Annotated in this window: 33 protein-coding genes; 13 read left to right on the forward strand and 20 right to left on the reverse strand. The window is 75.4% G+C overall.

Annotation, left to right across the window (positions count from 1 at the left end; translation table 11 throughout):
* Window positions 1-89: 89 nt before the first annotated feature.
* Window positions 90-701 carry a hypothetical protein gene (locus HS99_RS39815; RefSeq protein ID WP_223885861.1) on the forward strand — a complete coding sequence of 204 codons (612 nt, stop codon included), beginning with the start codon at window positions 90-92 and terminating at the stop codon, window positions 699-701.
* Between the two features lie 77 nt (window positions 702-778).
* On the opposite strand, the gene HS99_RS39820 is transcribed toward HS99_RS39815, so the two are convergent.
* The 3 genes from HS99_RS39820 to HS99_RS39830 form a co-directional block, all read right to left on the reverse strand.
* Window positions 779-1414 carry a flavin reductase family protein gene (locus HS99_RS39820; protein WP_030291080.1) on the reverse strand — a complete coding sequence of 212 codons (636 nt, stop codon included), beginning with the start codon at window positions 1412-1414 and terminating at the stop codon, window positions 779-781.
* A gap of 193 nt (window positions 1415-1607) precedes the next feature.
* Window positions 1608-2237, reverse strand: a complete 630-nt coding sequence (locus tag HS99_RS39825) for a carbonic anhydrase (protein ID WP_223885860.1) — start codon at window positions 2235-2237, stop codon at window positions 1608-1610.
* 68 nt (window positions 2238-2305) lie between these two features.
* Window positions 2306-3397 carry a PP2C family protein-serine/threonine phosphatase gene (locus HS99_RS39830; RefSeq protein ID WP_046386318.1) on the reverse strand — a complete coding sequence of 364 codons (1092 nt, stop codon included), beginning with the start codon at window positions 3395-3397 and terminating at the stop codon, window positions 2306-2308.
* A 147-nt stretch (window positions 3398-3544) separates the two neighbouring features.
* Here HS99_RS39830 and HS99_RS39835 point away from each other — a divergent pair, with 147 nt between their 5' ends.
* Both HS99_RS39835 and HS99_RS39840 read left to right on the forward strand, forming a co-directional pair.
* Window positions 3545-3910 carry a helix-turn-helix transcriptional regulator gene (locus HS99_RS39835; RefSeq protein ID WP_046386320.1) on the forward strand — a complete coding sequence of 122 codons (366 nt, stop codon included), beginning with the start codon at window positions 3545-3547 and terminating at the stop codon, window positions 3908-3910.
* 10 nt (window positions 3911-3920) lie between these two features.
* The gene (locus HS99_RS39840) at window positions 3921-4337 is read left to right on the forward strand and encodes a VOC family protein (RefSeq protein ID WP_030291088.1); all 417 of its coding nucleotides are present in this window, start codon (window positions 3921-3923) and stop codon (window positions 4335-4337) included.
* Here the strand turns inward: HS99_RS39840 and HS99_RS39845 are convergent.
* The 5 genes from HS99_RS39845 to HS99_RS39865 all read right to left on the reverse strand — a co-directional run bounded on the left by HS99_RS39845 (window position 4315) and on the right by HS99_RS39865 (window position 9130).
* Window positions 4315-4554, reverse strand: a complete 240-nt coding sequence (locus tag HS99_RS39845; RefSeq protein WP_030558268.1) for a hypothetical protein — start codon at window positions 4552-4554, stop codon at window positions 4315-4317. The two genes, HS99_RS39840 and HS99_RS39845, sit on opposite strands and share 23 nt — an antisense overlap.
* Window positions 4551-5342 (reverse strand): MerR family transcriptional regulator, encoded by a 792-nt coding sequence (locus HS99_RS39850; protein WP_046386319.1) that lies wholly within the window; start codon window positions 5340-5342, stop codon window positions 4551-4553. The genes HS99_RS39845 and HS99_RS39850 overlap by 4 nt, the downstream gene beginning before the upstream one ends.
* Window positions 5343-5413: 71 nt before the next feature.
* Window positions 5414-6631, reverse strand: coding sequence for an FAD-dependent monooxygenase (locus tag HS99_RS39855; RefSeq protein ID WP_030291094.1), 1218 nt, complete (start codon window positions 6629-6631; stop codon window positions 5414-5416).
* 437 nt (window positions 6632-7068) lie between these two features.
* Entirely contained in the window at window positions 7069-7926 is an 858-nt protein-coding gene (locus HS99_RS39860; protein ID WP_050366257.1) for a BPL-N domain-containing protein, read from the reverse strand.
* 418 nt (window positions 7927-8344) lie between these two features.
* Window positions 8345-9130 carry an NAD(P)-dependent oxidoreductase gene (locus tag HS99_RS39865; RefSeq protein ID WP_030558265.1) on the reverse strand — a complete coding sequence of 262 codons (786 nt, stop codon included), beginning with the start codon at window positions 9128-9130 and terminating at the stop codon, window positions 8345-8347.
* Between the two features lie 65 nt (window positions 9131-9195).
* Between HS99_RS39865 and HS99_RS39870 the strand changes: the two genes are divergently transcribed.
* The 3 genes from HS99_RS39870 to HS99_RS45635 all read left to right on the forward strand — a co-directional run bounded on the left by HS99_RS39870 (window position 9196) and on the right by HS99_RS45635 (window position 11107).
* A complete protein-coding gene (locus HS99_RS39870) occupies window positions 9196-10095 on the forward strand; it encodes a LysR family transcriptional regulator (RefSeq protein ID WP_030291100.1) in 900 nt (299 codons plus the stop codon).
* Between the two features lie 278 nt (window positions 10096-10373).
* On the forward strand, window positions 10374-10934 hold the full coding sequence (locus tag HS99_RS39875) for a mycothiol transferase (RefSeq protein WP_078939096.1): 561 nt from the start codon (window positions 10374-10376) through the stop codon (window positions 10932-10934).
* Complete coding sequence (locus tag HS99_RS45635) at window positions 10931-11107, forward strand: hypothetical protein (protein ID WP_157881937.1); 177 nt, start codon at window positions 10931-10933, stop codon at window positions 11105-11107. The genes HS99_RS39875 and HS99_RS45635 overlap by 4 nt, the downstream gene beginning before the upstream one ends.
* A gap of 6 nt (window positions 11108-11113) precedes the next feature.
* Here HS99_RS45635 and HS99_RS39880 read toward each other — a convergent pair whose 3' ends face one another.
* Complete coding sequence (locus HS99_RS39880; RefSeq protein ID WP_232543080.1) at window positions 11114-11593, reverse strand: hypothetical protein; 480 nt, start codon at window positions 11591-11593, stop codon at window positions 11114-11116.
* Entirely contained in the window at window positions 11593-11736 is a 144-nt protein-coding gene (locus HS99_RS47525) for a hypothetical protein (RefSeq protein ID WP_223885857.1), read from the reverse strand. The genes HS99_RS39880 and HS99_RS47525 overlap by 1 nt, the downstream gene beginning before the upstream one ends.
* A 167-nt stretch (window positions 11737-11903) precedes the next feature.
* Here HS99_RS47525 and HS99_RS48780 point away from each other — a divergent pair, with 167 nt between their 5' ends.
* The gene (locus HS99_RS48780) at window positions 11904-11981 is read left to right on the forward strand and encodes a 50S ribosomal protein bL37 (protein WP_465390020.1); all 78 of its coding nucleotides are present in this window, start codon (window positions 11904-11906) and stop codon (window positions 11979-11981) included.
* A 95-nt stretch (window positions 11982-12076) separates the two neighbouring features.
* Here HS99_RS48780 and HS99_RS39885 read toward each other — a convergent pair whose 3' ends face one another.
* The 4 genes from HS99_RS39885 to HS99_RS39900 all read right to left on the reverse strand — a co-directional run bounded on the left by HS99_RS39885 (window position 12077) and on the right by HS99_RS39900 (window position 15101).
* The gene (locus HS99_RS39885; protein ID WP_191093525.1) at window positions 12077-13390 is read right to left on the reverse strand and encodes an RNA polymerase sigma factor; all 1314 of its coding nucleotides are present in this window, start codon (window positions 13388-13390) and stop codon (window positions 12077-12079) included.
* Complete coding sequence (locus HS99_RS39890) at window positions 13390-13809, reverse strand: YciI family protein (protein WP_030290546.1); 420 nt, start codon at window positions 13807-13809, stop codon at window positions 13390-13392. The genes HS99_RS39885 and HS99_RS39890 overlap by 1 nt, the downstream gene beginning before the upstream one ends.
* A gap of 248 nt (window positions 13810-14057) precedes the next feature.
* Window positions 14058-14270, reverse strand: coding sequence for a DUF397 domain-containing protein (locus HS99_RS39895; protein WP_030290547.1), 213 nt, complete (start codon window positions 14268-14270; stop codon window positions 14058-14060).
* Window positions 14271-14294: 24 nt separating this feature from the next.
* A complete protein-coding gene (locus HS99_RS39900) occupies window positions 14295-15101 on the reverse strand; it encodes a helix-turn-helix domain-containing protein (protein WP_232543079.1) in 807 nt (268 codons plus the stop codon).
* Window positions 15102-15346: 245 nt separating this feature from the next.
* Between HS99_RS39900 and HS99_RS39905 the strand changes: the two genes are divergently transcribed.
* A complete protein-coding gene (locus tag HS99_RS39905) occupies window positions 15347-15784 on the forward strand; it encodes an ATP-binding protein (RefSeq protein ID WP_072656138.1) in 438 nt (145 codons plus the stop codon).
* A gap of 192 nt (window positions 15785-15976) precedes the next feature.
* Here the strand turns inward: HS99_RS39905 and HS99_RS47530 are convergent, their stop codons facing one another.
* Window positions 15977-16321, reverse strand: a complete 345-nt coding sequence (locus HS99_RS47530; protein ID WP_030290550.1) for a winged helix-turn-helix domain-containing protein — start codon at window positions 16319-16321, stop codon at window positions 15977-15979.
* Window positions 16318-16776 (reverse strand): hypothetical protein, encoded by a 459-nt coding sequence (locus tag HS99_RS47535; RefSeq protein ID WP_030290551.1) that lies wholly within the window; start codon window positions 16774-16776, stop codon window positions 16318-16320. Before HS99_RS47535 ends, HS99_RS47530 begins: the two co-directional genes overlap by 4 nt.
* 258 nt (window positions 16777-17034) lie before the next feature.
* Between HS99_RS47535 and HS99_RS39920 the strand changes: the two genes are divergently transcribed.
* Complete coding sequence (locus HS99_RS39920; RefSeq protein ID WP_046385794.1) at window positions 17035-17349, forward strand: hypothetical protein; 315 nt, start codon at window positions 17035-17037, stop codon at window positions 17347-17349.
* 194 nt (window positions 17350-17543) lie between these two features.
* On the opposite strand, the gene HS99_RS39925 is transcribed toward HS99_RS39920, so the two are convergent.
* The 3 genes from HS99_RS39925 to HS99_RS39935 form a co-directional block, all read right to left on the reverse strand.
* Entirely contained in the window at window positions 17544-18854 is a 1311-nt protein-coding gene (locus tag HS99_RS39925) for an MAB_1171c family putative transporter (RefSeq protein WP_037831548.1), read from the reverse strand.
* A complete protein-coding gene (locus HS99_RS39930; protein ID WP_232543078.1) occupies window positions 18851-19432 on the reverse strand; it encodes an ImmA/IrrE family metallo-endopeptidase in 582 nt (193 codons plus the stop codon). Before HS99_RS39930 ends, HS99_RS39925 begins: the two co-directional genes overlap by 4 nt.
* Before the next feature lie 169 nt (window positions 19433-19601).
* Window positions 19602-20135, reverse strand: a complete 534-nt coding sequence (locus HS99_RS39935; RefSeq protein ID WP_223885855.1) for an XRE family transcriptional regulator — start codon at window positions 20133-20135, stop codon at window positions 19602-19604.
* A 414-nt stretch (window positions 20136-20549) separates the two neighbouring features.
* On the opposite strand from HS99_RS39935, the gene HS99_RS39940 reads away from it, so the two are divergent.
* Window positions 20550-20777, forward strand: a complete 228-nt coding sequence (locus HS99_RS39940; protein ID WP_043481481.1) for a hypothetical protein — start codon at window positions 20550-20552, stop codon at window positions 20775-20777.
* 140 nt (window positions 20778-20917) lie between these two features.
* Entirely contained in the window at window positions 20918-21862 is a 945-nt protein-coding gene (locus HS99_RS39945; protein ID WP_046385798.1) for an aldo/keto reductase, read from the forward strand.
* 75 nt (window positions 21863-21937) lie between these two features.
* Here the strand turns inward: HS99_RS39945 and HS99_RS39950 are convergent, their stop codons facing one another.
* Window positions 21938-22801, reverse strand: coding sequence for an alpha/beta fold hydrolase (locus tag HS99_RS39950; protein WP_030557431.1), 864 nt, complete (start codon window positions 22799-22801; stop codon window positions 21938-21940).
* A 378-nt stretch (window positions 22802-23179) separates the two neighbouring features.
* Here HS99_RS39950 and HS99_RS45640 point away from each other — a divergent pair, with 378 nt between their 5' ends.
* Together HS99_RS45640 and HS99_RS39960 are read left to right on the forward strand one after the other, a co-directional pair.
* Complete coding sequence (locus HS99_RS45640; RefSeq protein ID WP_157881791.1) at window positions 23180-23752, forward strand: hypothetical protein; 573 nt, start codon at window positions 23180-23182, stop codon at window positions 23750-23752.
* A gap of 152 nt (window positions 23753-23904) precedes the next feature.
* Window positions 23905-24234: a DUF1330 domain-containing protein gene (locus HS99_RS39960; RefSeq protein ID WP_030290559.1), complete on the forward strand. Its 330-nt coding sequence runs from the start codon at window positions 23905-23907 to the stop codon at window positions 24232-24234.
* Window positions 24235-24381 lie beyond the last annotated feature (147 nt).

Consider the following 24381-nt stretch of genomic DNA (forward strand, 5'->3'; position numbering starts at 1 on the left):
CCGCCCGCCCCGACGGGAAGAGCGCCACCTTCGCCGGGTAGCCTCGCTCCCGGCGGGCGCCGACAGGCACAACGGACAGGGGCGGACGGATGACGCAGCAGCAGCGCGGCTACTGGCGGGACTCGGACGGCTCGCCCGTCGCCGTCAGCCAGGCGCACATCGTGTGGACCAGGGCGGCCTACCCGGCCCTGGTGGAGGTGGCACGCCGCTACCACGCGGTGATCACCTACGCCGAGCTGGCCGAGGCCGTCCAGCAGGCCTCCGGGGTGCGCACCAGCATCAACCAGCGGCACTGGATCGGCAAGGTGCTGGCCCTGGTGGTGCGCGAGGCCCACCGCCGCGGCGACCCGCCGCTGACCTCCCTGGTGGTGCACGCCGCCGACGGCATGGTCGGAACCGGCTACCAGGACGTGCTGGCGGTGGCCGGACAGCCGCCGATCCCGGACGAGATGGACCGCGAGCAGCACGCCGCCGCCGCCCGGCTGGCCTGCTACCGCCACTTCGGCGCCGACCTGCCCGCCGACGGCGGCATCCCGGCGCTGGCCCCGCGGCTGAAGACCGCGGCGACCCGCCGGAGCACCACCACCACCACCGTCGCCGCGGCGCCCGCGCCGCGCCCGCCGGCGATCTGCCCGACCTGTTTCCTGGAGCTGCCGGCGACCCGGGTGTGCGACTCCTGCGGAGCGGCCGTCGCGCCGTGAAACGCCACCTGTGAAACGCCAGCCGTCGCACGGCGGCCGTCACACGGCGGCCGTGGCGCCGGCCAGCGGCGCGGTCCTCACACCGCGGCCGGCAGCCGGCCCGGCATGCGCCAGCCCTCGGCCAGGCGGGAGGGGCTCAGGCGCCGGCCCTCGCCGAAGAACTCGCAGAACTTCATGATCAGCGGGTCCCAGCCGACCGGGTCCACGTAGTGGTCGGTGCCCGGCACGATCAGGCCCTCGTCCACGTGGGCGCGCACCACGGTGACCTCGAACGCCGTGCACCCCTCGTTGCCGGCCAGCGGGGTGGCCGCCTCCACCCGGCACTCCAGCTGCACCGGGCACTCGGCGGCCCGCGGCGCCCGCACCAGCTCGCCGGGCAGCTCGGTCAGCCCGGCGGCGCCGAACTTGTCCCGCTCGTGGCGGTAGCCCTGCTCGCGCCGGTACTCGGCGATGTGCGGGTTGGCGGTCAGCAGCGCGAGGGCGTCGACGGCGTCCACCTGCGCCGCGCAGGGCAGGTTGAGCACGCACTCGCCCTCGCGCCGCAGGTTGGCGCTGGTCTGGGAGCTGTTGCCCAGCCCCAGCACGCACGACTGGCCCAGCCACCAGGCCGAGGACATCGGCGCCAGGTTGGCGCCGCCGTCCTCGTTGCGCGAGCCGATCAGCACCACCGGGGTGCCGAAGTAGAGGACCTTGAGATCGGTGACCTTGTGCACGGGAAGAGCCGTTCCTTGGACCGGGAGACGGGCGGACCGGGAATGATCCGCCGCCGGCCACCGACTCTGCCCCCGCCCGCGCACCGGCGCTGGCGGGGATCGGACATCCAGCTCCCGCCCCTCCCGCCCCTCCCGCCCCTCCCGCCCCTCCCGCCGGTCCCGTGCCCGCCGCCGGCCGGCCGCTTCGGCCCCGTCAGCCGATGCCGCGGGCGGCGACCGTACGGGCCCGGCCGTCGTGCAGCCGGTACGACAGCCCCACCACCGCGAGCCGCCCCTCGGCCACCCGCGAGGCCAGCAGCTGGGAGCGCTCCAGCAGCAGGTCCACGGTCTGGCGGATGTGCTCGTCCACGATCGCCTCCGGCTCCTCGATGCCCGCCGCCCGAGCGGACAGCACGCTCGGCGTCACCCGCTCCACCACGTCCCGCACGAAGCCGCCGGGCAGCCTGCCCTCCAGGGAATCCAGCGCCGCCGCCACCGCGCCGCACGAGTCGTGCCCGAGCACCACCACCAGCGGGCAGTCCAGCACCGCCACCCCGTACTCGACGCTGCCCAGCGCCTCCACACCGGTCACGTGCCCGGCGGTGCGCACCACGAACAGGTCGCCCAGGCCCTGGTCGAAGATGATCTCGGCGGCCAGCCGGGAGTCGGAGCAGCCGAACAGCACGGCGAAGGGCTTCTGACCCGGCGCGAGCGCCGCGCGCCGCCCGGCGTCCTGGTTGGGGTGCTCGGGACTGCCGGCCACGAACCGGGCATTGCCCTCCAGCAGCACCCGCAGGGCCTCGTCGGGGTCGGATATCGGAGCGGACATCGCAGCAGGGATCATGCCAGCCACCCTAGAACGCCCCTGACGGCAGCCGCAGCCGGGCCCCCGCCCCCGGGGCGGTGCGGCGCTCAGCGGGCCGGGCGCAGCACCAGCACCGTGACGTCGTCGCGGCTGCGCCCGCCGCTCCAGCGCCGGGCGCACCCGTCCAGCGCCCCCGGCAGCTCGGCGGCCGGGGTGCCGGCCAGCTCCGCCAGGCCCTGCTCGGCCGGGTAGAACGCCCCGGAGGCGTCCTGGGCCTCGGTGATGCCGTCGGTCAGCAGCACCAGCACCCCGCCCTCGGGCAGCGCGAAGCGCTCCATGGTCCGCGGCTCACCGGTCAGCGCCGCCAGGCCCAGCGGGACCCCGGCCGGCAGCCCCACGGCCTCGACCCGCCCGTCGGGGTGCAGCAGGCACGGCGCGAGGTGCCCGCAGTTGACGGCCCGTACGTCGCCGCCGCGCCGCACGCACAGCACGGTGGCGGTGACGAAGCGCTCCGGCTCCCCGCTCTGCACGGCGTAGGCGTTGTGGCGCTCGACCGCCGCCTCCAGGGCGTCGGCCACCGCCGTCAGCTCCGCCTCCCTAAAGGCCGCCTCCCGGAAGGCGCTCAGCACCGCGAAGCCCGTGCCGATCGCGCGCAGGCCCTTGCCCTGCACGTCACCGACCAGCACCCGGGTGCCGTGCGGGGTCTCGGCGACGTCGTACAGGTCACCGCCGATCAGGGTGTCCTCCTCCACCGGCCGGTACAGCCCGAACAGGTCCAGCTCCGCCGTGCGCACCGGCAGCGGCCGCAGCAGCTGGCGCTGCAGCGCCACCGCGCTCTGGCGCATCCGGAACAGCTGGCGCTCGCGCCGCACCCGCCGCGCGCACAGGGCGATCACGGCCGCCTCGGCGGCCACCACGCCCAGCAGGGTGCCCAGCCGGGCCGGCAGGTCCGCGGGCGGGTACAGCGCCGAGTACACCGCCACCACGGCGCTCACCCACACCGAGACGGCCACCGTCTGCGCCACCGTGCCCAGACCCGCCAGCAGCGCGGGCAGGAACACCAGCAGCAGCACCAGCCGGGAACTGGTCCCGCTGGCCGCCTGGGCGAGCAGCACCAGCGCGGTGGCCACCAGCACCCCGACGGCCACCGCCCCGTTACCGGGGGCGCGCGGGGAGAGCGGTTCGTCGTCTGCGGCCACCCTCCAGGATGGTCGGCCCCGCGCGGCCCACGCGAGCGGGCCGCCGCCGGGCGGGGGAGTTCGCCAGGGACACTCGCTAAGGTGAAGGGCGTGCCCACCCGAGTCCCCCTCGACGACCTCGTCCGGCTGCGCCGCGCCCGCGACCGGATGGACCGCGAGTACGACCAGCCGCTGGACGTGCCCGCGCTGGCCGCCACCGCCCTGATGTCGCCCGGCCACTTCTCCCGCAGCTTCCGCGCCGCCTACGGCGAGACCCCCTACAGCTACCTCATGACCCGCCGGATCGAACGGGCCAAGGCCCTGCTGCGGCGCGGCGACCTGAGCGTCACCGACGTGTGCATGTCCGTCGGCTGCACCTCGCTGGGCTCCTTCAGCACCCGCTTCACCGAACTGGTCGGCGAGAGCCCCAGCGCCTACCGCGCCCGCGACCACGCCGACGGCGAACCGATCCCCGCCTGCGTCGCCAAGATCCGCACCCGTCCCGTGCGGCGCACCCAAGGCCGGTTCCCGTAGCGTGACGGGCATGAGCATCGAACTCGCACAGTGCTTCATCGCCGTCGACGACCACGACAAGGCGCTCGCCTTCTACCGCGACGTGCTCGGCTTCGAGGTGCGCAACGACGTCGGATTCGAGGGGATGCGCTGGGTCACCGTCGGCTCGCCCGAACAGCCCGGCGTGGAGATCGTCCTGGAACCCCCGCTGGCCGACCCGCACGCCTGCGAGGACGACCGCCGGGCCGCCGCCGAACTGCTGGCCAAGGGCCTGCTGCGCGGCGTCATCTTCCGCACCGACGACTGCGACGCGACCTTCGAGCGCATCCGCGCCGCCGGCGCCGAGGTCCTCCAGGAGCCGATGGACCAGCCCTACGGCGTGCGCGACTGCGCCTTCCGCGACCCGGCGGGCAACATGCTGCGCTTCAACCAGCCGCGCGGGAAGTAGCCCCGGGCCCGCCGCCGTCGTCGGCGCGGCCCAGGCGGCGCGAGACCAGCCACGCCCGGACGCCCTGGGCCAGGGCCACGGCGGGCAGCAGCGACCACGGGAGCAGGCCGGCCGCGGCCGGCGGGGGCAGCACGACGGCGGCCACGGCCAGCACCGGCAGGGTGCTCAGCAGGGCGACGCGCGGCCGCAGGTGTCGGGGCATCACCGGGGCGGTCATCGCGACACCTGCCGGGCCCGGTCCAGGAAGGCGCGCAGCGCGGCCCAGGCGTCGGCCGGGGCCGCCGGGTCGCCGGACAGGGCGCCCGGGTCCTCGCGCCAGGCGGTGCGCACGGCCGCGGACAGGGTGGTGTCGCCGCCGCTGAAGAGGCGGGAGAGTTCGTCCAGGCGCGCCGCGATGCGCCGCACCCGCGGGTCGGCGGGGTCGGTGCCGGCGGTGCGCAGGGCCTCGGCGCGGCGGTAGAGCTGGGGCCATTCGACCTCCAGCAGGTAGTGGGCGCCCGGGCCCAGGGCGGCGGCGTGGTCGGCGAGGGCGTGCAGCTGGTCCTCGTCGAGGTGGCGGCGCAGGGCCTCGCCGGCCGCCGCACCGGTGGCGCCGACGGCCTGGACCAGGCGCAGCAGCTCGGCGGTGCCGGGGGTGCGTTCGGCGTCGAGTTCGTCCTGCAGGCGGGCGAGGCGTTCGCGCAGGGTGTGCAGGGCGGCCAGGGAGGCCTCGGTGGCGGCCAGGTGCTCGCGCACCAGCCGCCGCGGGTCCACGCCGGCGTCCAGGCAGGTCGCGATGGTCTCCAGCCCCAGGCCCAGGCGGCGCAGCGCGAGGACCTGGTAGAGGCGCACGACGTCCTGCTCGGTGTAGGCGCGGTGGCCGCAGGAGGTGCGCCGGGAGGGGCGCAGCAGGCCGATCTCGTCCCAGTGGTGCAGGGTGCGTACGGTCAGGCCGCTGGCCTCGGCGAGCGGGCCGACCTTCCAGGTCCGTTCCTCGGACCGGGTCTGTTCTTCACGGGAGGGCATGGCACGAGCATTCCTCCTCACGCCGCGTGAGGTGCAAGCCCGGGGCCGCGCCGCAGCGCACGGACACGCCTTCAGGCGGTGCGGGCGGGCAGGGGGTAGTCGGGCAGGGTGATGTCGCCGGCCTTGGCGAACTGGGCGGCCAGGAGGCTGCGCAGCGGCCAGCGGCCCATCCAGCGCATGGAGGCCGCCCGCAGGCGGATCATCAGGGCGCTGTCGGGGGCGTAGCCCTGCACGCCGCCGGGCGGCAGCTCCTGGGCGCGCGCCACGTAGGGGCGCATCAGCTCCTCGTAGCGGGCGTAGGCGGTGGTGAAGTCGCCTGCCGCGGCGGCGAGTTCACCGGCCAGCAGATAGGCGCCGACCAGGGCCAGGCTGGTGCCGAGGCCGGTGAGCGGGCTGGGGCTGTAGCCGGCGTCGCCGAGCAGCGCGGTGCGGCCGCGGCTGTAGCGCCCGAGGTGGATCTGCCCGAAGGAGTCGAAGGCGAAGTCCTGCGCGGTGGCCATGGCGGCGAGCAGGCGCTCCACCTCCCAGCCGGCGCCGGCGAAACGCGCGGCGAGCAGGCGCCGCTGGGCGTGCGCGTCGCGCAGCTCCCCGGCCGGCGGCTCGCAGCGCAAGCCCAGGCAGGCCTTGACCTCGCCGGGCAGCCGGCCCGGCCGGACGCCGGCGACCAGCCCGCCGGGGGCGTTGTACATCAGGAACCAGCCGTCCAGGGCGCGGGCGAGCGCCGGGTCGTGGACGGTGAACCAGCAGTGGTAGCCGCCGAGCGGGCGGTAGTGGTCCTGCTCGGGGCCGAACGCCAGGCGCCGTACCGCCGAGTGCAGCCCGTCGGCGCCGACGACCAGGTGGAAGCGGCGCTGCGGCGCGTTCTCGAAGCGGACGGTGACGCCGCCGGCGTCCTCGGTCAGCGCGGTGACGGTGTCGTCGTACAGGTACTCCACGCCCTCGCTCGCCTCCCGGAGCAGGTCCGCGAGGTCGCCGCGCAGGATCTCGATCTCGGAGACGATGCCCTCGCCCCCGAACAGCTCGACGGGCATCCGGGCGGTGTGCCGGCCGCGGCGGTCCACCAGGGCGACGCCGCGCTGCTCGACGCACAGCGCGCGGGCCCGCTCCATGAGGCCCATGCGCTCGATGACGGTGCGTCCGGCGCCGCGCAGGTCGACGGCCTGCCCGCCGGGGCGCGGCCCGGGGGCCCGCTCGACGACGGTGGGGCGAAAGCCGTGGCGGCGCAGCCAGTGGGCGAGGGCGGGGCCGGCGATGCCGGCGCCGCAGATGAGGATGTCGGTGTTCTCCACGCCCGCCACCGTACGCCGTACGCGCGAGACTCAACAAGGCTTGTTCTACGGTTACTTGAGATCCTGCACTAGTGCACCAGGGTGGTTCCGGGGCGGCGCCGAACGCGCTCGGGGGCAGCGGGGGAGGGTCTGCGCAGGCGGGGGGCGTACCGGGCCGGGCCGGGTGCACTAGTGCGGGCTGGCTGGCAGGGCGGGGCGGTACGGCCCGGTACAGGAACGGCGGGGCGGGCAGCCCCGGCCCGGGCGCCGGGGCGCGCCCCATCAGCCAGGCCGGCAGGACGTGCCGCGGGGCCCGGGCCGGCGGCCGCGCCGTGCCGGGGTCGTGGGCCGCGCCGAGGTCGTACGCGGCGGCGCTGTCGGTGGCCCGCAGCCGTACGGCGGGGGGCTCCCGGCGTCCGTCCATGGACGAAAGGGCAGGGCGCCGGGGGCGCCGGGGGTCAGGGCGCCGGTGCGGCGGTGGCCGCGGGTGCGGTGGCCATCAGGGTGTTCAGCAGGTCCTTGCCCAGCGCCAGGCCGGTCTGCGACTCGTTGGGCAGCTTGTAGTCGCGGTACCACTCCGAGGGTGCCTCCGGGTGCGGGCCGCTGACCGCGATCCGCCCGGCGCCGTAGGAGGCGACCACGGCGGCGGCCCGGCCGTTGGTGTAGCGGGCCAGCACCTCCGCCCCCGGGCCGTCCACGTCGAAGTACGGGCCGTCCTGGAAGTACATCTTCTGCGGCTGCCCGCGCCACAGGACGTCGAGCAGGTGGTCCTGCTCGTCGGTGACGGCGGCGTTCCGGGAGCTGATGTACTGGCCGGAGTCGCCCGGCAGGAGGCCGTAGCCCGGTTCGCTGCCCGCCAGGTAGCCGCCCATGCACAGGCCCAGGTAGTGCCCGCCGCCGCGCACGTAGGAGCGCACCAGCTCCGGGGAGAAGCCCGGGTCGCGCTGCAGCAGGCTCCACGCGGTGCTCACCTCCTGCCCGTTGGTGCCGCCCGGCTGCACGTACAGGGCCGCGCCGGACAGCGCGTCCGGGCCGAAGCGGGCCTGTTCGTCGGGCCCGATGTAGCGCACCGTGAAGCCGTCGGTCTCCAGCATGTCGTGCGCGGCCTCGGGGCAGCCGTCGCAGGCCGCCGGGCCCCGGTAGACCAGGGCCAGCGGGCGGCCGTCGGGATCCTGCGCGGCCTTGCCGACCCTGGCCGCCCCGCCCGTCGGGTCGGCGTCGTCGCTGCCGCTGCCGGACGGGGGTGCCCCGCAGGCCGTCGCCACCAGTACCGCCAGCGCCAGCGCCAGCGCCGTGGTGACCCGTTCAGCCCTCATGACCTGCACTCCTGTCGCCCTCCCCGGCCTTGCTTCGTACCCTGTTACGACGCTACGTGCCGCCTGCCCCCGCTTGCACACCGGCCACCCTGATCGGGTGAACGCGGGACCGGTGGTTGACGGGTGCGGGCACTCCCCGGCAGCCGGGGCGGGCCGTGGGCGCCGGTCGGCGGCCCGCAGGCGGTCACCGCGGGCCCTGCCCGGCGATGCGCCCGCTGCCCGGCGGCGCCATCGCCCCGCCCACGCGCTCGGGCGGCGTGATCCGCCCGGCCAGGGCGAGGCGGGGGCGCCCGGCTCCCGGACGCCCTCGTCCCCGACCGCGTCCCCCTGCTCGGCCCCGACCACCCTCGACGCCCGCCCCCTGCGCGCAGACCCGCCTCGCCGCCCGCGCGCAGACCTGAGGTGTCCGGAAACCCGGCTACTCCTCCCGCAGCGCCCCCACCACCGCCGACAGGTCCCGGTCCGCGATCGACGGGTCCGCCAGCAGCACCTGCCGGGCCGCCGACAGCACCGGGCCCCCGCCCGCCAGGGCGAGGTCCTTGGCGGCCAGCCGCACCGGGAAGTCCGACTCGGCGCTGCGCGCCCGGGCCAGGGCCCCCGCCAGCGGACCGGCCGACAGCACCTCCAGCGCCACCTCCCGCGGGACGCCCAACTCGCCGGCCACCGCCAGGACTTCGGAGAGCACGGTGACGCACGCCACGATCCCGCCGATCACCACCACCTTCAGCGCCGCCCCCGCGCCCGGGCCGCCGCAGCGCCGCACCCGGCCGAGCTGGGCCAGGACGGGTTCGGCGCGCTCCAGGTCGGCGTCCTCGCCGCCCGCGAGGATGCCCAGGTCGCCGGTGGTCGCAGGGCCGACGCTGCCGACCACCGGGGCGTCCACCAGGGCGACGCCGTCCGGCAGTTGGGCGCGCAGCCCGGCGACGGCCCGCGGGCCGATCGAGGACATGTCGATCCACAGCGTGCCCGGGGCCAGCGCGGGCGTGAACCGCCCGGCGACCTCGGCCGCGGCCTGCGGGTCGGACAGCATGGTGACGACGACGTCGGCCCCGGCGACGGCCTCGGCCGGGCTCGCGGCCTCGGTGAGGTCGTCGGCGCGGCCCGGGGAGCGGTTCCAGACGGTCAGCGGGTAGCCGGCGGCGGCCAGGCGACGGGCCATCGGCTGCCCCATCCGGCCCAGGCCCAGAAAGGCGATCTTTTCCATGGCCGCAACGCTAGGCAGTCCCGAGCCAGGCGACAAGCGAATGTCCGGCATGGTATCCATGCGCAATGGACATGGCTTGGCTGGACGTCTTCCGCACCGTCGCCCACCTGGGCTCCTTCACCGCCGCCGGGGAGCGCCTCGGTTTCACCCAGTCCGCGGTCTCCCGTCAGATCGCCACCCTGGAAGCCGAGTTGGGCGCCCAGCTGTTCGACCGTCTGGCCCGCGGGGTGCGGCTGACCGAACACGGGCGCACCCTGCTCCCGCACGCCGAAGCCCTGCTGGAACGCCTCGACACCACCCGGCGCGACCTCGTCGCCCTCACCGAACTGGGCGCCGGGCGCCTCCGGGTGGGCGCCTTCGACAGCGCCAACGCCGAACTCGTCCCCAGCGCCCTCGCCGCCTTCCGTGCCGCCCACCCGCGGGTGGAGATCGCCCCCACCGAAGGGCTCACCGCCCACCTGCTGGAGCGGCTCGCCGACGGCGCGATCGACCTCGCCGTCGTCGCCTCCTACACCCGCGACGCCGAAGCCGCCTACGACACCGAGCAGTTCGACGTGCGGCCCCTGCTGGACGACCCGGTCCTGGTCGCCCTGCCCCCCGGGCACCGCCTCGCCACCCGGCGCCGCCTGCGGCTGGCCGAACTCGCCGACGAACCCTGGATCGCCGCCAGCCGCCACCCCGAGTCCACCCTCCTCGCGGCCTGCGTCCGCAGCGGCTTCCAGCCCCGCATCGAATACGCCGTCGGCGCCTGGACCGCCAAACTCGGCCTGGTCGCCGCCGGACTGGGCCCCACCCTCATCCCCTCCCTCGCCGCCCGCGCCGCCCGCCCCGACGTCACCCTGGTCCCCCTCCACCCGGACGACACCCCCGTGCGCCACGTCTGCACCGCCACCCGCCGCGGCCGGCGGATCGCCCCCGCCGTCGCCGCCTTCACGGGGTTCCTGCGGGCCGCGGCGGGAAACTGACCTGACCGGGCGGCCCCGACCGGGTGCCCCTTCGGCCTCGGCCCCGACCACCCCTTCGGCCTCGGCCCCGCCCCGGCGGGCGAGGGCGGTGCCGTCCGTCGGCCGGTGAAGGTCGGTCACGGGCCGCTCCTGGGCTCCCACCAGTGGCTCAGGCGCGCACGCATCGACGGGATGCCGGGCCGCTTCCCGCCGGTGCCCCGCGAGAGCGCCCGGTCACGGCCCGCCGCCCGCCGTAAACCCTTTGACGGGAAGGGGCGGTGGCGGGTGAGCATGCCGGTATGACCGAGCGACTTGAGCGATGGACCCAGGCGACCGTTTACCCCGACATGTGGGCCGACCCGGCCGACGATCCGCGCAACAGCGAAGGCACCTCCCCGGACGGCGAACTCGCCACCCTCGAGGACTATCTGGCCAACTACCGGCTGACCCTGCGGATGAAGTGCGAGGGCCTGGACGCCGAGCAGCTGGCCCGGCGCTCGGTGCCGCCGTCGACGATGTCGCTGCTCGGGCTGGTGCGCCACCTCGCGCGGGTGGAGCGGGACTGGCGGAACTGGATCACCGAGGACGAGCCGCTGTCGAAGCTGTACGGCGCGCGGGACGCGGACTTCGACGGGGCGGTGGCCGATCCCGCGGTGGTCGAGGCCGCCTGGCGCGACCTGGAGCGCGAACAGGCGGCACTGGACTCCGAGTTGGCCGCCCACACGGATCTGGGGGAGCGGCTCGGCAGGCAGGGCATCGCGGTGCGGGAGCTGCAGGTGCACCGCGTCGAGGAGTACGCCCGCCACTGCGGGCACGCCGACCTGCTGCGCGAGTGCGTGGACGGCCGGGTGGGCCAGTGACGCCCGCCGGGGCGGCGGGCACCCCGGCGGCCCCCGACGGCCCCCAGGACACCCCGCACGGCAGCCCGCACGTCATCGAGGGCTCCGGCCACATGCCGCACGAGGAGCAGCCCGCCGCCTTCAACCGGCTGCTGCGCGCCGTGGTGCGGGAGATGGCGGGCGTGGCGGTGTGAGGGGGGTCAGGTGCCGCGGCGGGGGCGCTCGAACTCCTCGGGGGTGCGCACCCCGCCGTCCAGGACGGCGCGGTAGACGTCCCAACCGCGCACGGTGCGGCCGTAGTCGGGGTTGTGGGCCCAGGCGTGCTTGATGCGCAGGATCGCGGTGCGGGCCTGCGGGGTCAGCCGTGGGGGCAGCTCGCGCAGGTGGGCGAGGTCGGGCTGGCGGGCGGGGTCGTCGACGAACCACAGGTCGAGCGTCCAGTCCCGGCCTTCCGGGGGGCAGGGGGAGTGGGAGGCGGGGGAGCGGTAGGACGGGCCGAGGTAGAGGCCGTCCGGGTAGGCGTCGGGGTCCTCGTTCCAGGCGCCGGTGTCGTTGCGCAAGCGCACCTGCCGCACCCGCTCGTGCACGGCCAGGCGGGCGCCCAGGGCGGCGACCCGCTCGTGGGCGGCGGTGTCCAGGCGCGGGCACACCACGGTGACGTCCAGGTCCCGGCGCACCATCAGCCCCAGCGCCGAACCGCCCACCCGCACCGGCGTGCCGAGGGCGCCGAGCCGGCTGTTTCCAGGCCCAGGTCGGCGTGGACCGCGTCGGCTTCCGCCTGCAGGGCTGCCTGGTGGCGCAGGAGCTCCTCGTCCGTCGTCATCGGGCCAGTGTGCCAGTGTCCCCATGCGCCGGGGGCCGGGGCCGGGGCCGGGGCCGGGGGGCGAGGGGGCCGGGGGCGGGCCGGTGCCTCGACGGGCCGGGGCGGGCGGGGTGTGGAACGGTGGAAGACCGGGGGTCCTGGCTGTGAGAGCCGCGAGAGGAGTCGCCATGTCGTCCAAGCGCCGCCGCAAGAAGAAGGCCCGGGCCCGGCGCGGGGCCAACCACGGCCGCCGCCCCCAGAGCTGAGCGGCTGAGCGGCCCGGCCCCGCGGCTGCGGGGCCGGGCGGGCCCGGCGCGGGGCCGTCCGCGTCCGGCGCAACTCCCGTCCTGTGACCGGGTGATCACTCCCCGGTGTCGAGTGCGGCCGCCTTGCGCAGCAGCACGGCGCGCTCGCGGGTGTTGCGGCACAGCCGGGCGGCGAGCTCCAGTTCGGCCCGGGCCTCGGCGGTGCGGCCGAGGCGGGCCAGGAGTTCGCCGCGCACGCCCGGCAGCAGGTGCGAGCCGGACAGCCGGCCGGAGACGGCCAGGTCGTCGACCAGGGCGAGCGCCTGGCGCGGCCCCTCGGCCATCGCGACGGCCACCGCCCGGTTGAGCTCGACCACCGGGGACGGCGCGACCCGGCCGAGCGCCTCGTAGAGCAGCACGATGCGCTCCCAGTCGGTCCGCGCCACCGAGGGCGCCGCCGCGTGGCAGGCGGCGATCGAGGCCTGCAGCCCGTACGGGCCAAGACCGCGGCCCAGGCTCGCGGCCCGGCCCAGCGCGGCCAGGCCGCGGCGGATCGCGGAGCGGTCCCAGCGGCGCCGGTCCTGGTCCTCCAGGAGCACCGCCTCCCCGTCCGGCCCGGTGCGGGCCGGGAAGCGGGCGGCGGTGAGCTCGAACAGGGCGAGCTGCCCGTGCACCTCCGGCTCGCAGGGCAGCAGGGCGGCGAGCATCCGGGCCAGCCGTAGGGCCTCGTGGGCGAGGTCGGGGCGCAGCAGGTCCTCGCCGGCGGTCGCCGTCGAGCCCTCCGTGAAGATCACGTACAGGACGCTCAGGACCGCGCCGAGCCGGGTGCGCCGCTCCTGCTGCGGGGGCAGCTCGAAGGGGACGTGCGCGGCGGCGATGGTCTTCTTCGCCCGGGTGATCCGGGCCTGGACGGTGGGCACCGGCACCAGGAACGCGCGGGCGATCTCCTCGCTGGACAGTCCGCCCACCACGCGCAGGGTCAGCGCCACCCGGGCCTCGGGGGAGAGCACGGGGTGGCAGGCGGTGAACATCAGGGCGAGGACGTCGTCGTCGACGCGGTCCGGGTCCCACGGCAGGTCGTCCGGCTGCTGGGGTGCGCCCGCCGCGCCCGCGCTGAACTCGCCCTCGGCGAGCGGGCCCGCGAGTGCGGCGTAGCGCTCGTCGAGGGCCGAGGCGCGGCGGAAGGCGTCGATGGCGCGGCGCCGGGCGGTGGCCAGCAGCCAGCCCACCGGGCTGGCCGGCGGGCCGTCGCGCTCCCAGCTGACCAGGGCCTGCGCCAGCGCCTCCTGCGCGACGTCCTCGGCGAGCGCGAAGTCCCCGGTGTAGCGGGCGAGCGCGCCGACGATCCGTGCGGACTCGATGCGCCACACGGCCTCGACGGCCCGCCGGGCGGACTCGCCGCCCGGCGGGAGGTCGGTTGCCGCGGGCATCAGAGCTGGCCGGTGCGCTCGCGCCAGGCCCGCTCCTTGACGATCCACTCGTTGTCCTGCGGGAACTCCTCGATGCCCGGCACCCGGCGCACCTCGCACTTGGAACCGGGGAACGCGGGCATCCGCTTGGCCCACTCGACGGCCTCCTCCTTGGAGGCGACGTCGAGGATGTAGAAGCCGCCGAACAGCTCCTTGGTCTCCCCGTACGGGCCGTCGGTGACCACCGGGGCCTCACCGCCGAAGTCGACCACCGCGCCCTGCGACGGGTCGTCCAGCCCCTCGGCCGCCACCAGCACGCCCGCCCGGATCAGCTCCTCGTTGAAGCGCCCCACGGTCTCCAGCATCTCCTCGAACGGCGTCTCCATCATCTTCGCCACGGACTCGTCCGTGCCCCGCATGATCAGCATGTACTTCGCCATCTCAACCTCCTCGAACGGGGTCGCCTGCCGACCCTCTCCACCCCAAGGTCGAACGGCGCGGCCGCGGATCGACACGGTGGGCGAAGACGGACCATATTCCTTTCCGCCGCCCCTCGCCCGACAGGAAGCGCGTCGCTGCGCAGGACGTCGGACCGGCCCGACTTCCTGCGTGCGCGGGCTCCGGGACGGCGGCGCGTGAGGTGTGGTGTCGGCGGCTGCCGAGGGATGGGGCGCCGATCTGCTGCCGGTCAGTGCCGTACGCGGAACTCCCCCGCGCGGACAGCGGTGATGAAGGCCGCCCAGGCATCGGGGGTGAAGAGGAGGCACGGCCCCTGCGGGTCCTTGGAATCGCGGACGGGAAGCAACCCCGGGAACCCGTCCGCCACTTCGACGCAGGCCCCGGTCTCTCCACTGAACGAGCTCTTCCGCCAGTTCGCACCGCTGAGATCGGGAGTGGACACCTTCAGTACCTCCGGTCGATACCGCTACAGCTCTCGTATGACCCGAGTGAGCAGGTCGAGGCTCTCGGAGGCACTCAACGCACTCGAACGCAACGAGTCGAACGTGAGCGTATAGGCAGACGTCTCCTCGGGCTTCTCCATGTAGAGCATGCCTGCCTGGTGCTCCACACACGCCACGTCGGAGAAAGCGGCTGTGGAGAAGCTGAAGAGCACGAACGAGCCCATGATTCCGGCATGGGCTCCCGCGGTGAAGGGCAGCACCTGGAGGTCGATGTTCGGGCGGTCGGCCAACTTCCGTAGATGGTCCAGCTGTTTCCGCAGGACGTGCACGCCGCCTACGTGCCCTCGAAGCGAGGCTTCTCCCAGGATCACGCTGAGCCGCGGCGGCTCAGCGTGATCCAGCACCTTCTGCCGTTGCAGGCGAACTGCCACGAGCTCGTCGATCCGCTCCGGAGGGATGTCGAACGGCGATGCCCGGTAGACGGCTCGCGCGTAGTCCGCCGTCTGCAACAGCCCTGCCACCATCATCGGCTGGAACGAGCGGATGTGGCTGGCGCTCTCTTCGTAATCGATGTAGTCGACGTACGACGGTGGCGTGATATCGAACCGCTGTGCCCAACCACGTTCAGAACCCTGCCGGTTGAGCGCGACCACTTCCTCCACATAAGCCGGATCGTCCACGCCGTAGAACGTGAGCAGGTCTCGCAGCTCGCTGCTGGAGATCGGCAGCCAGGCATTCTCCATCCGACTGATCTTGGAGCGATGGCAGTCGATGCGCGCCGCGGCCTCATCCGGAGTCTTGTCCGCCGCCTCGCGGTGGCGGATGAGCAAGCTTGCTACGCGGCGACGACGGACCGAGGGCCGCGGTTGGCCCATGTGATCAACTCCCCATCAAGAAGCGGAACTGATGCCAGATTACTCGGAAATCAAGATCGGAAAATGTTCCATCAGGAAATCTTGCGAATGATCTTCCGGTGGGCGCATGCTACTCACGGTCGATGAGGTGAACACTCTCTGCGATCGACCGCCGGGTATCCCTTTGCCCGATCCGCATCCCCACCGGAGGTGGCTCCGCCATGCCTGAAACTGACGCGCCCGTCGGTCCGACCGCCGTCCGCAGCTGCTGGTTCCCGCGATCCTGCCGCTCGCCGTTGCTCGCGCGGCGGATGCTGCGCGAGCTGCTCGCCACTGTGCCGGGCGGCGACCGCTACTCGGAGGTCGGCGAGTTGCTCGCCACGGAGCTGGTGGGCAACGCCGTGCTGCACTCGGGCATGCCGGGCCGGCTGATCCGGGTGTCCTTCGACGTCGACGCCATCCGGCTGCGCATCGAGGTCCACGACGCGAGCGACCGGCCCCCGCTTCCGCAGCAGCCCGATCCCACGGCCGGGTGCGGGCGCGGGCTGCTCCTCGTGGAAGCCCTCGCCACGCAATGGGGCCACTTCCCGCGCCCGGGCGGTGTGGGGAAGGTGGTGTGGTGCGAGTGCGCAGCCGCGCCACTCGTGGTGAAGCCGTGAGTCCGATAGGCCGCAGGGCGGGGCCGCGGTGGTGTCCACGGCCCCGCCCTGTCCAGTGGACCCCCCGCGCGGAGCGAAGGGTGGGTCTGCGTCGCTGCTTCGGCCGACCGCAGCAGCGAGGGCATCGTCCGGACTCTCGCGCGGGAAGTCGGCCCGGCCGACTTCCCGCGCAGCGGGCGGAGGCGGCCCGGGTCAGGGCTGGGGCGGGTGGTGGTCCAAGGTGGCGGCCAGGGCGGTGGCGGTGGCGGCGATGCGTTGCAGTTCGGCCAGGTGGGCGGCCAGGGCGCGGCGGCCCTCGGGGCTGAGGCGCAGCCAGGTGCGGGGGCGTTTGCCGACGTAGCCGCGGCGGACCTTGACGTAGGAGGCGGCCTCCAGGGTGCTGACCACCTTGCTCAGCGCCGACTCCGAGACCCCGCAGTTCTCCCGTACGGTACGGAACTCCGCCTCGGCGCAGCCGGAGAGGAAGGCCACCACGGTGAGCCGGGTGGGCTGGTGGATCAGCTCGTCGAACGCCGGGGCGGGCGGTTCGGCGTTCACTCGGCGCCCGCCCGCGCCCGCTTGCGGCGCAGCAGCAGCAGGTGGGCGAGGCCGCAGGTGGGGCCGAGGGCGAGCAGGAACCCGGCAGGGCCGTACGACAGGGCCAGCACCCCGGACACGGCCAGCGCCGGCAGGTGGGCCGCCGCGGCCGGGAACCAGGCGCCCGGGCGCGGCAGGGCCGGGACGATCCCGGGCCGGTGCTCGACCCGGTGGCTGACCACGACGTGGCCGATCAGGGCCGCAGCCGCGGCCAGTTGCAGTCCGGCGGCCGGCAGCCAGAGCCGTTCCGGCAGCAGGACCGACAGACCGAACAGGACGAACCCCAGCGCGAACAGCCCGGCGGCCGTCGCCGGGTACCAGCCCGGCAGCGGACGGGGACGGGCCGCCGCCCGGGCCCGGCGCGCGGTGCGCAGGGCGGCGAGGGCATCCGCGGGGTCGACGTGGTGAACTGCCATCAGGTCTCCAACTCGGTTGTTCCCTGGCGCGGTTGTGCGGTGCCCCGCGATCCTGGCATTTACTTTCCCACCGGGCAAGTACTAGCGTGGCGGGCATGCGCACGGGGGGAGGCGAGGGCTCGACCCGCGACGACGCCGCAGCCGGAGCAGGCCGAACGGGCCGGAGCAGGCCGGACAGGCCGGCGGCGAACCGGCGACTCGGGGGGCCGGACCGCGGATGCGCTACCACGACCCTGAACGGAAGAAAGAGGAACCACCGTGTTCAACCCGCTGTCCAACCGCGCCAAGCCGGCCAACCTCGAAGCCCTCCAGGCAGCCCTGCAGGCCGCCCTGGACGCCGCCGACCAGGACGAACTGGCGGGCCTGCGCCGCGCGATCCGGATCGTGGAGGACTTCGTCCCCGCCGGCGGCGCGGCCGGGGTGGACTGGGCGCGCAACGTCCTGGCGCTGGCCGGCATCGACCCCCGTACGGCCGAGATCAAGGCCGTCCGCGAGCTGCGCACCGCACGCCCCGGCCTGAGCCTCAAGGAGGCCGTCGCGCTGGTCAAGGCGCTGACCGCGCAGGCCGGTTGAGACGCTGCGGCACAACGCCACCGCTGAAGCCGCGGCCGAGGCGCTACGGCGCAGGCGCTACGCCGGGACGGCTAGGGCTGGGTGGGTACCGGGCAGGCAGGGTTCGCGCGCTATCGCCCGGCGGAGCTCGTCCCCGGCTTCGCCCGACAGCGGCCCTACGGCTCCAGGCGGGGGTCGTCGATGTCGACGGCGGCTCACCGCAGCGCCCCTGCGGCGCTTGCGGCGCGGGCCCGTTCGGCGCGGGCGCGGGTGCGGACCTCGGCGACGGCGGGGCAGGTGGCGTAGACCCGGGCCAGGTGGGCGAGGTGCTCGGCCTCGCCGTCCATGGTGTCCGTGACGGTCGTCCCGGGCACGGCGGACAGGACGGCTTCCGGTGCGGCGGCTTCCGGTACGGCGCCGGAAGCGGCCAGCTCCAGGGCGGCGGCCAGCGCCGCCGCCTCCGCGGTGGCGGCGGCGTGGTCGCAGGGCGGCGGGAAGCGGCGGGTGGCCTGGTCGAGCCACTGGGCGGTGCGCGGGTCGCAGTGCTGGCGCAGGATCAGGCGCGCGTCGTGGATCTCGATGATCCGCCGGTAGAGCGCGAACTGCGGGTCGCGCGGGGGCAGCGGAAGGCGGCGGGCCGGGTCGAGGGCGATCTGCGGCAGCACGGTGTGCAGGTCGCGCCAGAGCGGGGTGAGCGCCCGGTAGCGGCGGTGGGCGTGCACCCAGCCCCGTACCGCCCCGGCCGCGGCCGGCCACAGCGTACTGCCCAGGCCCGCGGCGATCAGGGCCGCGCACAGCCCGCCCAGGACGGCGCACAGCGTGTCCTCGGGGCCGTCCTGGATGCCGGTGGCGGCCGCGCGCAGCACGTCGTCCATGCTCCAGGCGTTCCACAGCAGCCCGGCCACCAGCCCGCCGGTCAGCAGCCGCAGCCCGGTGCCCAGGCGCCCGGGGCCGGCCGCCCGGGCGCGCCGGACCAGTTCGCGCAGCAGCGCGACCAGGCACACGGTGGTGTGGAGCATGCCCACGGCGGTGTACCCGGCCAGCGCCAGGCGCGCGGACAGCTCGGGACCGACGGTCAGGTCCTCGCCCGACAGGCCCGGCGCGGCCGCGGTGATCAGCGCCAGCCGCAGCCCCAGCACCGTGCCCAGCAGGGCCAGGCCGCCCCGCACCTCGTGGCGGTGCACGGCGCGGGCGGCGTTCCCGGCGGCCTCGGCGTTGCCGGCCTGTGCGGCGTGCGCGGCGGCGTCGGCCGCCCGCAGTGCCGGTGCGAGCAGCCGGATCGCCGCGGCCGCGCCGTCGCGCAGCCCGTCGCCGAGCACGATCGCCAGCACCGCGAGCACCGCAACCCCCGTGCTCTGCACCGCCCGTATCGTCGGCGGGGCGAGCACCAGCAGGGCGGCGCCCAGCAGCGCGGTGCCGTAACAGGTGTAGCGGGCGGTGGCGCGGGAGTCGATGCGGCTGCGCGCGAAGTGGGCGGCGCTCAGCACGAAGAACAGGCCGACGGGGTAGAGGGCCAGGTTGCTCACGGCCGCCCCTCCTTCGGCTCGCCGTCCTCCGGTTCGCCGCCCTTGGGCTCCCCGCCGCCCTTGGGCTCCCCGCTGTCCGTCCGTTCGCCGTCGGCGGGCTGCGGGCCGCGGCCGCTGCTCAGCAGCAGGCCCAGCGCGTCCAGCGAACCGTGGGCCGGGGCCTTCCCCGGACCGCCGGCGGCGTCCGCCCGGTCCGCCCGGTTCAGGATCAGCGAGGCCAGCAGCTCCGCCTCCCGCTCCTGCGGCTCGTCGTAGCTGGTGCGCCCCAGCACCCGCTGCACCAGCGCGGGGGAGAGGTTGGGCAGCAGCGCGGCGGCCGGTGCCAGCGGCGCGGACCCGGCGTGGTCGAGCAGCAGGTGCGCGATCTCGTGCACCAGGATGTGCCGCTGGTGCAGTGCGCCGGTGTCCGCCGCGTACAGGATGTAGTCCGCCTCCAGCGTGGAGACCAGCAGCCCGCAGGGGGCGTGCGGACGGGCCGCCACCGGCAGCAGCTCGATCGGCCGTCCGCGCCGCACGGCGAGCTGCTCCAGCAGCGCCACCGGGTCGAACGGGCGCGGCAGCTCCAGCTGTTCGGCCATCCGGCGACATCGCCGCAGCGTGGACCGGTAGCCCCGGCCACCCCATAAGTCACCCCACAAGCCGAGCTCCCCTCCAGCTCCACCCCTACGCACGTCCCAGGCCCCGGGCCCCGGGCCCAGCCCGTCCGGGCCCCGGTCGACAGCGCCCGGGGCCGACGGACTCCCGCTCTCAGGACGAGGGGCGTTTGCGCGCCGCGTCCCGGCGGGCGATCACGTCGACCAGTTCGCTGACGGTGTCCAGCCCCTCCGGCGACAGGCCCACCGCCCGCAGCGCCAGGCTGCGCACGCCCGCGTCGCGCAGCGCGCCCAGCAGTGCCAGCTCCTTGGCGATCTCGGCGCCCTGCCGCTCGTCGAAGAAGTACGCGGGCGGGACCTGGAAGAAGTGGGCCAGCGCCTCCAGGTGACGCTTGGTCGGGTTGTCCCGGCGCCCGGTGCGCAGCTGCCACAGGTAGGTGGTGGAGAAGGACTCCCCGGTCGCCTCGCGGCAGGCCCGGGCCACCTCCTCGTTGGTGTACTGCTCGCGGTCGGGGCGGCGGACGGTGTGGAACAGCGCCTCGATCCGGGCCGCGAGCCCGCTCGCCTCCGCGCTCGCCGGAAGGCCCTCGTCCCCGTCCCCGCCCCCGGGGCCGTCCCCGGGGCTGTTCAGCTCCGGTGGAGCGCCCTCGGGTTCCACCTCAACGCCGTCCCCCGTCGACTCCGCCATTCCCCACCTTCCTCACACCCGGGCCCTCCGCGCCGCGACCTCGACGGACGGGCAGGGCCGGCCAGGTCACGATAGCCGAACGGCATCAGCTGGCATGGATCCGAAGATACCCGCAATCAACTCCAGTTGACCCGCGTAACGGCGACTGACATCCTGGACGGGCAGCCCGCGGGCGCCGTCGACCAACCTGATGTCTCATCAGACCACGTCCTGGCGGCGGCTGTTGCCCCGTCGCGCGGCGCCCCGCGTCCCGCACCGCCACCGCCGCCCGCCTCCGCGCCCTCCCGCCGCACCCGCTCTCCGCCCGGGCCGCCCGTACGGCCCGGGCGGCCGCACCGAGCCCGCGTACGCCCCGGAACCGCCCGGTCACCGCCCGGTCGCCGTCCGTCCGCTCCTCCGTGCGTCCCGCATCCGTTGACCCCTGAGGACAGCCGGACGCTCGCCCTGGAACACCGCCCGTGCGGCCGCAGCCGGCAGCCCAACCCGCGCACCACCCCCGGGCCGCTCACCGAACACGACGGCGTGCGCAGCCAGTTGCTCACCAGCAGCGACCGCCACTGGCCGGGCAAGCCGCTGGACTACGTCGACTTCGTGCTGCGCCTGGACCGGCCGGCCACCGGCCCGGGGCGGGGCGGCGGCTAAAGTCCCAGGTGAGCACCCCCGCGCCCGCCCGAGGAGACCCCGCCGTGCCGACCGACCCCGCCGCCACCACGCCCGACGCCGACGCCGACGCCCGCCCGCAGGCCGCGGGCCCGCACGCCGCGCGCCCGCGGGCCGCGCGCCTGGGACTGGGCACCGCGGCGGTCGGCCGCCCCGGCTACATCACCCTCGGCCGCGCGGACGACCTGCCCGCCGAGCGCACCGTCGAGGCCCTGCGCGAACGCACCCACGCCCTGCTCGACGCCGCGTACGCCGCCGGCGTGCGCTACCTCGACACCGCCCGCTCCTACGGCCGCGCCGAGGAGTTCCTCGCCCAGTGGCTCGCCGAACACCCCGAGGCCGCGGCCGAGGTGACGGTCGGCAGCAAGTGGGGCTACACCTACACGGCCGACTGGCGCACCAGCGGCGTCGCCGCGCACGAGGTCAAGGAGCACTCGACGGCGGTGTACGACCGCCAGATCCGCGAGACCCGCGCCCTGCTCGGCCCCCACCTGGACGTCTACCTCGTCCACTCGGTCACCGCCGACAGCCCCGCCCTCACCGACCCCGCCCTGCACCGGCGCCTGGCCGGCCTCGCCGCCGAGGGCGTGCGGGTGGGCCTGTCCACCAGCGGCCCCGCCCAGGCCGAGGCCATCCGCCGGGCGCTGGCCGTCACCGTGGACGGCCGCCCGCTGTTCACCGCCGTCCAGGCCACCTGGAACCTGCTGGAGACCTCCGCCGCCCCCGCCCTCGCCGAGGCCCACCGGGCCGGCTGGCTGGTCGTGGTCAAGGAGGGCATGGCCAACGGCCGCCTGGCCGGCCGCAACGCCACCGGCCCCGACACCGCCGCCCTGCGCACCCTCGCCGCCCGCACCGCCACCGCCCCCGACGCCCTCGCCCTGGCCGCAGCCGCCGCCCAGCCCTGGGCCGACGTCGTCCTGTCCGGCGCCGCCACCCTCGACCAGCTCACCTCCAACCTCGCCGCCGCCGAGGTGGTCCTCGGCCCCGAGGACCTCGCCCCGCTGGCCGCGATGGCCGAACCCGCCGAGGACTACTGGCGCACCCGCTCGTCGCTGCCCTGGGCCTGAGGGAGACGGCGGCCCCGCCGCGCCCGGTGTCCGGGGCGGCGGGCCGGCCCTTCTGCTCTCCTCAGCCGGCGCCGGTCACGACCCGGACGGCAGGAGCGCGGCGACCTCCGCCAGCACCCGGGCCGCCGGCGCCGGGTCCACCAGCCACTTCAGGTGGCTGCTGGTCAGCGTGCGGACGTCGTAGGGGTTCTGCGGCGTCAGCGCGTCGCCCTCGCGGATCATCCGGTCCTGCATGGCCGGCGGCACGCTGGTGTCCTCGCTCAGCCGGACGTACGTCCTGGGGATCCGCCCCCAGCTGTCGGCCTGCGCCCGGTCGTCGGGGGTTCCGGCGTCGAGGTTCTCGTCGGGCTGGAAGGTGTTGAGGAAGACCATGAACTCCTCGTCCGTCCCGTCGGCGAGGAAGGCCGCCTTGAAGGACGCCAGGACGCCGGGGTCGGCCGTGCGGAAGTTGCAGCGCAGCAGCCCGAGTTCGGCGGGATTGCCGACCATCGCCGAGGCCAGCCCCCGGGCGTCGACGGCGGCCATCTCGGGCTCGGCGTAGTAGGCGCTGACGTCGAGGTCGACGGGGCACCAGGAGGAGACGTAGACGATGCGGTCGATCAGGTCGGGCCGCCGGTTGGCCGCGACGGTGGCCGTCACACCGCCGCGGCTGTGCGAGACGAGGATGACCGGACCGTTGCGCTTGGCCCGCTCCAGTATCCCGATCAGGTGCGCGGCGTTGTCGGCGAGCGTGACGCCCTTGATGGCCCCGGGCGCGCAGGCGAGCCCCGCGAGGTCCTGCGGCGCCTGGTAGGCGCCCGGGTACGTCGCGGCGAACCCGTGCCCCGGGAGGTCGACCGCGACGGAGCGGTGGCCCAGCAGGCCCAGTTCGGCCTGGAGCGGTGCGAAGGAGAAGGAGTTCGCGAAAGCTCCGTGAACCAGTACGAACGTCGGTTGCATCTGTCTACGACTCACTTTCTGGTGCCCGGCGGCGCCGCCGGCACACGCGCCGCTCGTCCCGGCGCCGCGCACCGCCTCTCACCCTCGCGGCCGGAAAACGGGACAACGCTTCGCAGTGCACCAGCCCGCCGCACAGACGTCCACGTGCATGGCAAGCGTCAGCGGTCAAGCGCGGATCCGCCCGGGCGGCGTGCGAACGACCGCCCACGATCCGGTGGTTCACCCTACTCACCGGAAGATCATCCGCACTACCCCGACGACCCGCCCCGCACGGCGCACCGCGCGAAACCGCGGGAACCCGGCCGGCCGGCTCAGCCGTGCGGGGTGGTCGGGCCGAGGGTGATGACCGGGCCGATCGGACGGCAGCCGGCGTAGGTGATGGCCTGCAAGGGCGGGCAGGGCGCGTTGGTCCGCACCGGCCCGAATGTCGGCGGCGCCGGCCGGGGCGGGACGGTGCGGACGGGGGCCGGCGCCTGGTCGCCCGAGGGCTGCCTCGCCGCAGCCGCAGTCGCAGTCGCCGTCGCGGCCGCCGTGGCGCGGGGGCGGGCCGGGGCCTGCGTGTGCCTGGTGGCGGAGGGCTCCGGCGCGGCCCCGGTCCCGTCGTCCACCGGAACGGCCGTGGGGGTCTCGGCCGGGAGGGGCGCCGGGGGAGCGGTCGTCGTCTCCACCGCCGAAGCCGAAGCCGAAGCCGAAACCGAAACCGAAACCGAAGCCGCCGCCGAGGCCGACGGCGACGCCGCCGCCGAGGGGCTCGACGTGGCCGCCGCGTCCGGCGCCGCCGGGGCGGTGCCCGGTGAGCCGGTCAGCAGCTGCGCCCCGCCGATCCCCGCCACACCGAGGGCGCAGGCCCACGCCGCGACGGCGAGGGCCCGCCGGTTGCGCGTCGTCGTTCTGCCGTCCTGCGGCCCGTCTCCGGCACTGTCCGGCACGCCGCTCCTCCACTTCATTTAGGTCAAGCGCTCGAGCTGGGCGGACTTTACACGAACCATCAGGGCCGTCCGTACGTCACCCCTACTGATGCGTGACTGATTCGCCCGGCCCCCGCCGCCCCGTACCGTCGAAGACGTCAACCGGACCGCCCCCACGACACCACGGAGCAGCACATGTCCGCCTTCGCCCTCGCCCAGGTCCACTCCGCCGAGATGTGCCCCGACATCGTCGAGTACCTGGAGCGCATCGACGACACCCTCGACCCCTTCGGCGGCCGCTTCGTCGTCCACGGCGGCACGTTCGAGAACCCGGAGGGAAGTTGGGGACCACTCGGTCTGATCCTGATCGAGTTCCCCGACTACGAGCGGGCCCGCGCCTGGTACGACTCGCCCGCCTACCGGGAGATCCTGCCGCTGCGCACCCGGCACATGGTCGCCGACGTGATCATCGCCGAGGGCGTGCCGGCCGGCTACCGGGGCGCTGACGCCCTCAAGGAGCACTGAGTCCGGGGGCGCCCAGCGGCCGTCAGGGCGCAACGTCCTGGATCTGCTCGGCGATCGGAGCCGCGAGGCCCTTGACGTGCGCCACCCGTTCCACGGTGTTGTCGCCGTCGGACACCATTTCCACGGCGTGCGCGCCGCGGTGGCCGA

It is taken from the genome of Kitasatospora aureofaciens, from assembly GCF_001188955.3.
GTDB classification, from domain to species: Bacteria; Actinomycetota; Actinomycetes; order Streptomycetales; family Streptomycetaceae; genus Kitasatospora; species Kitasatospora aureofaciens.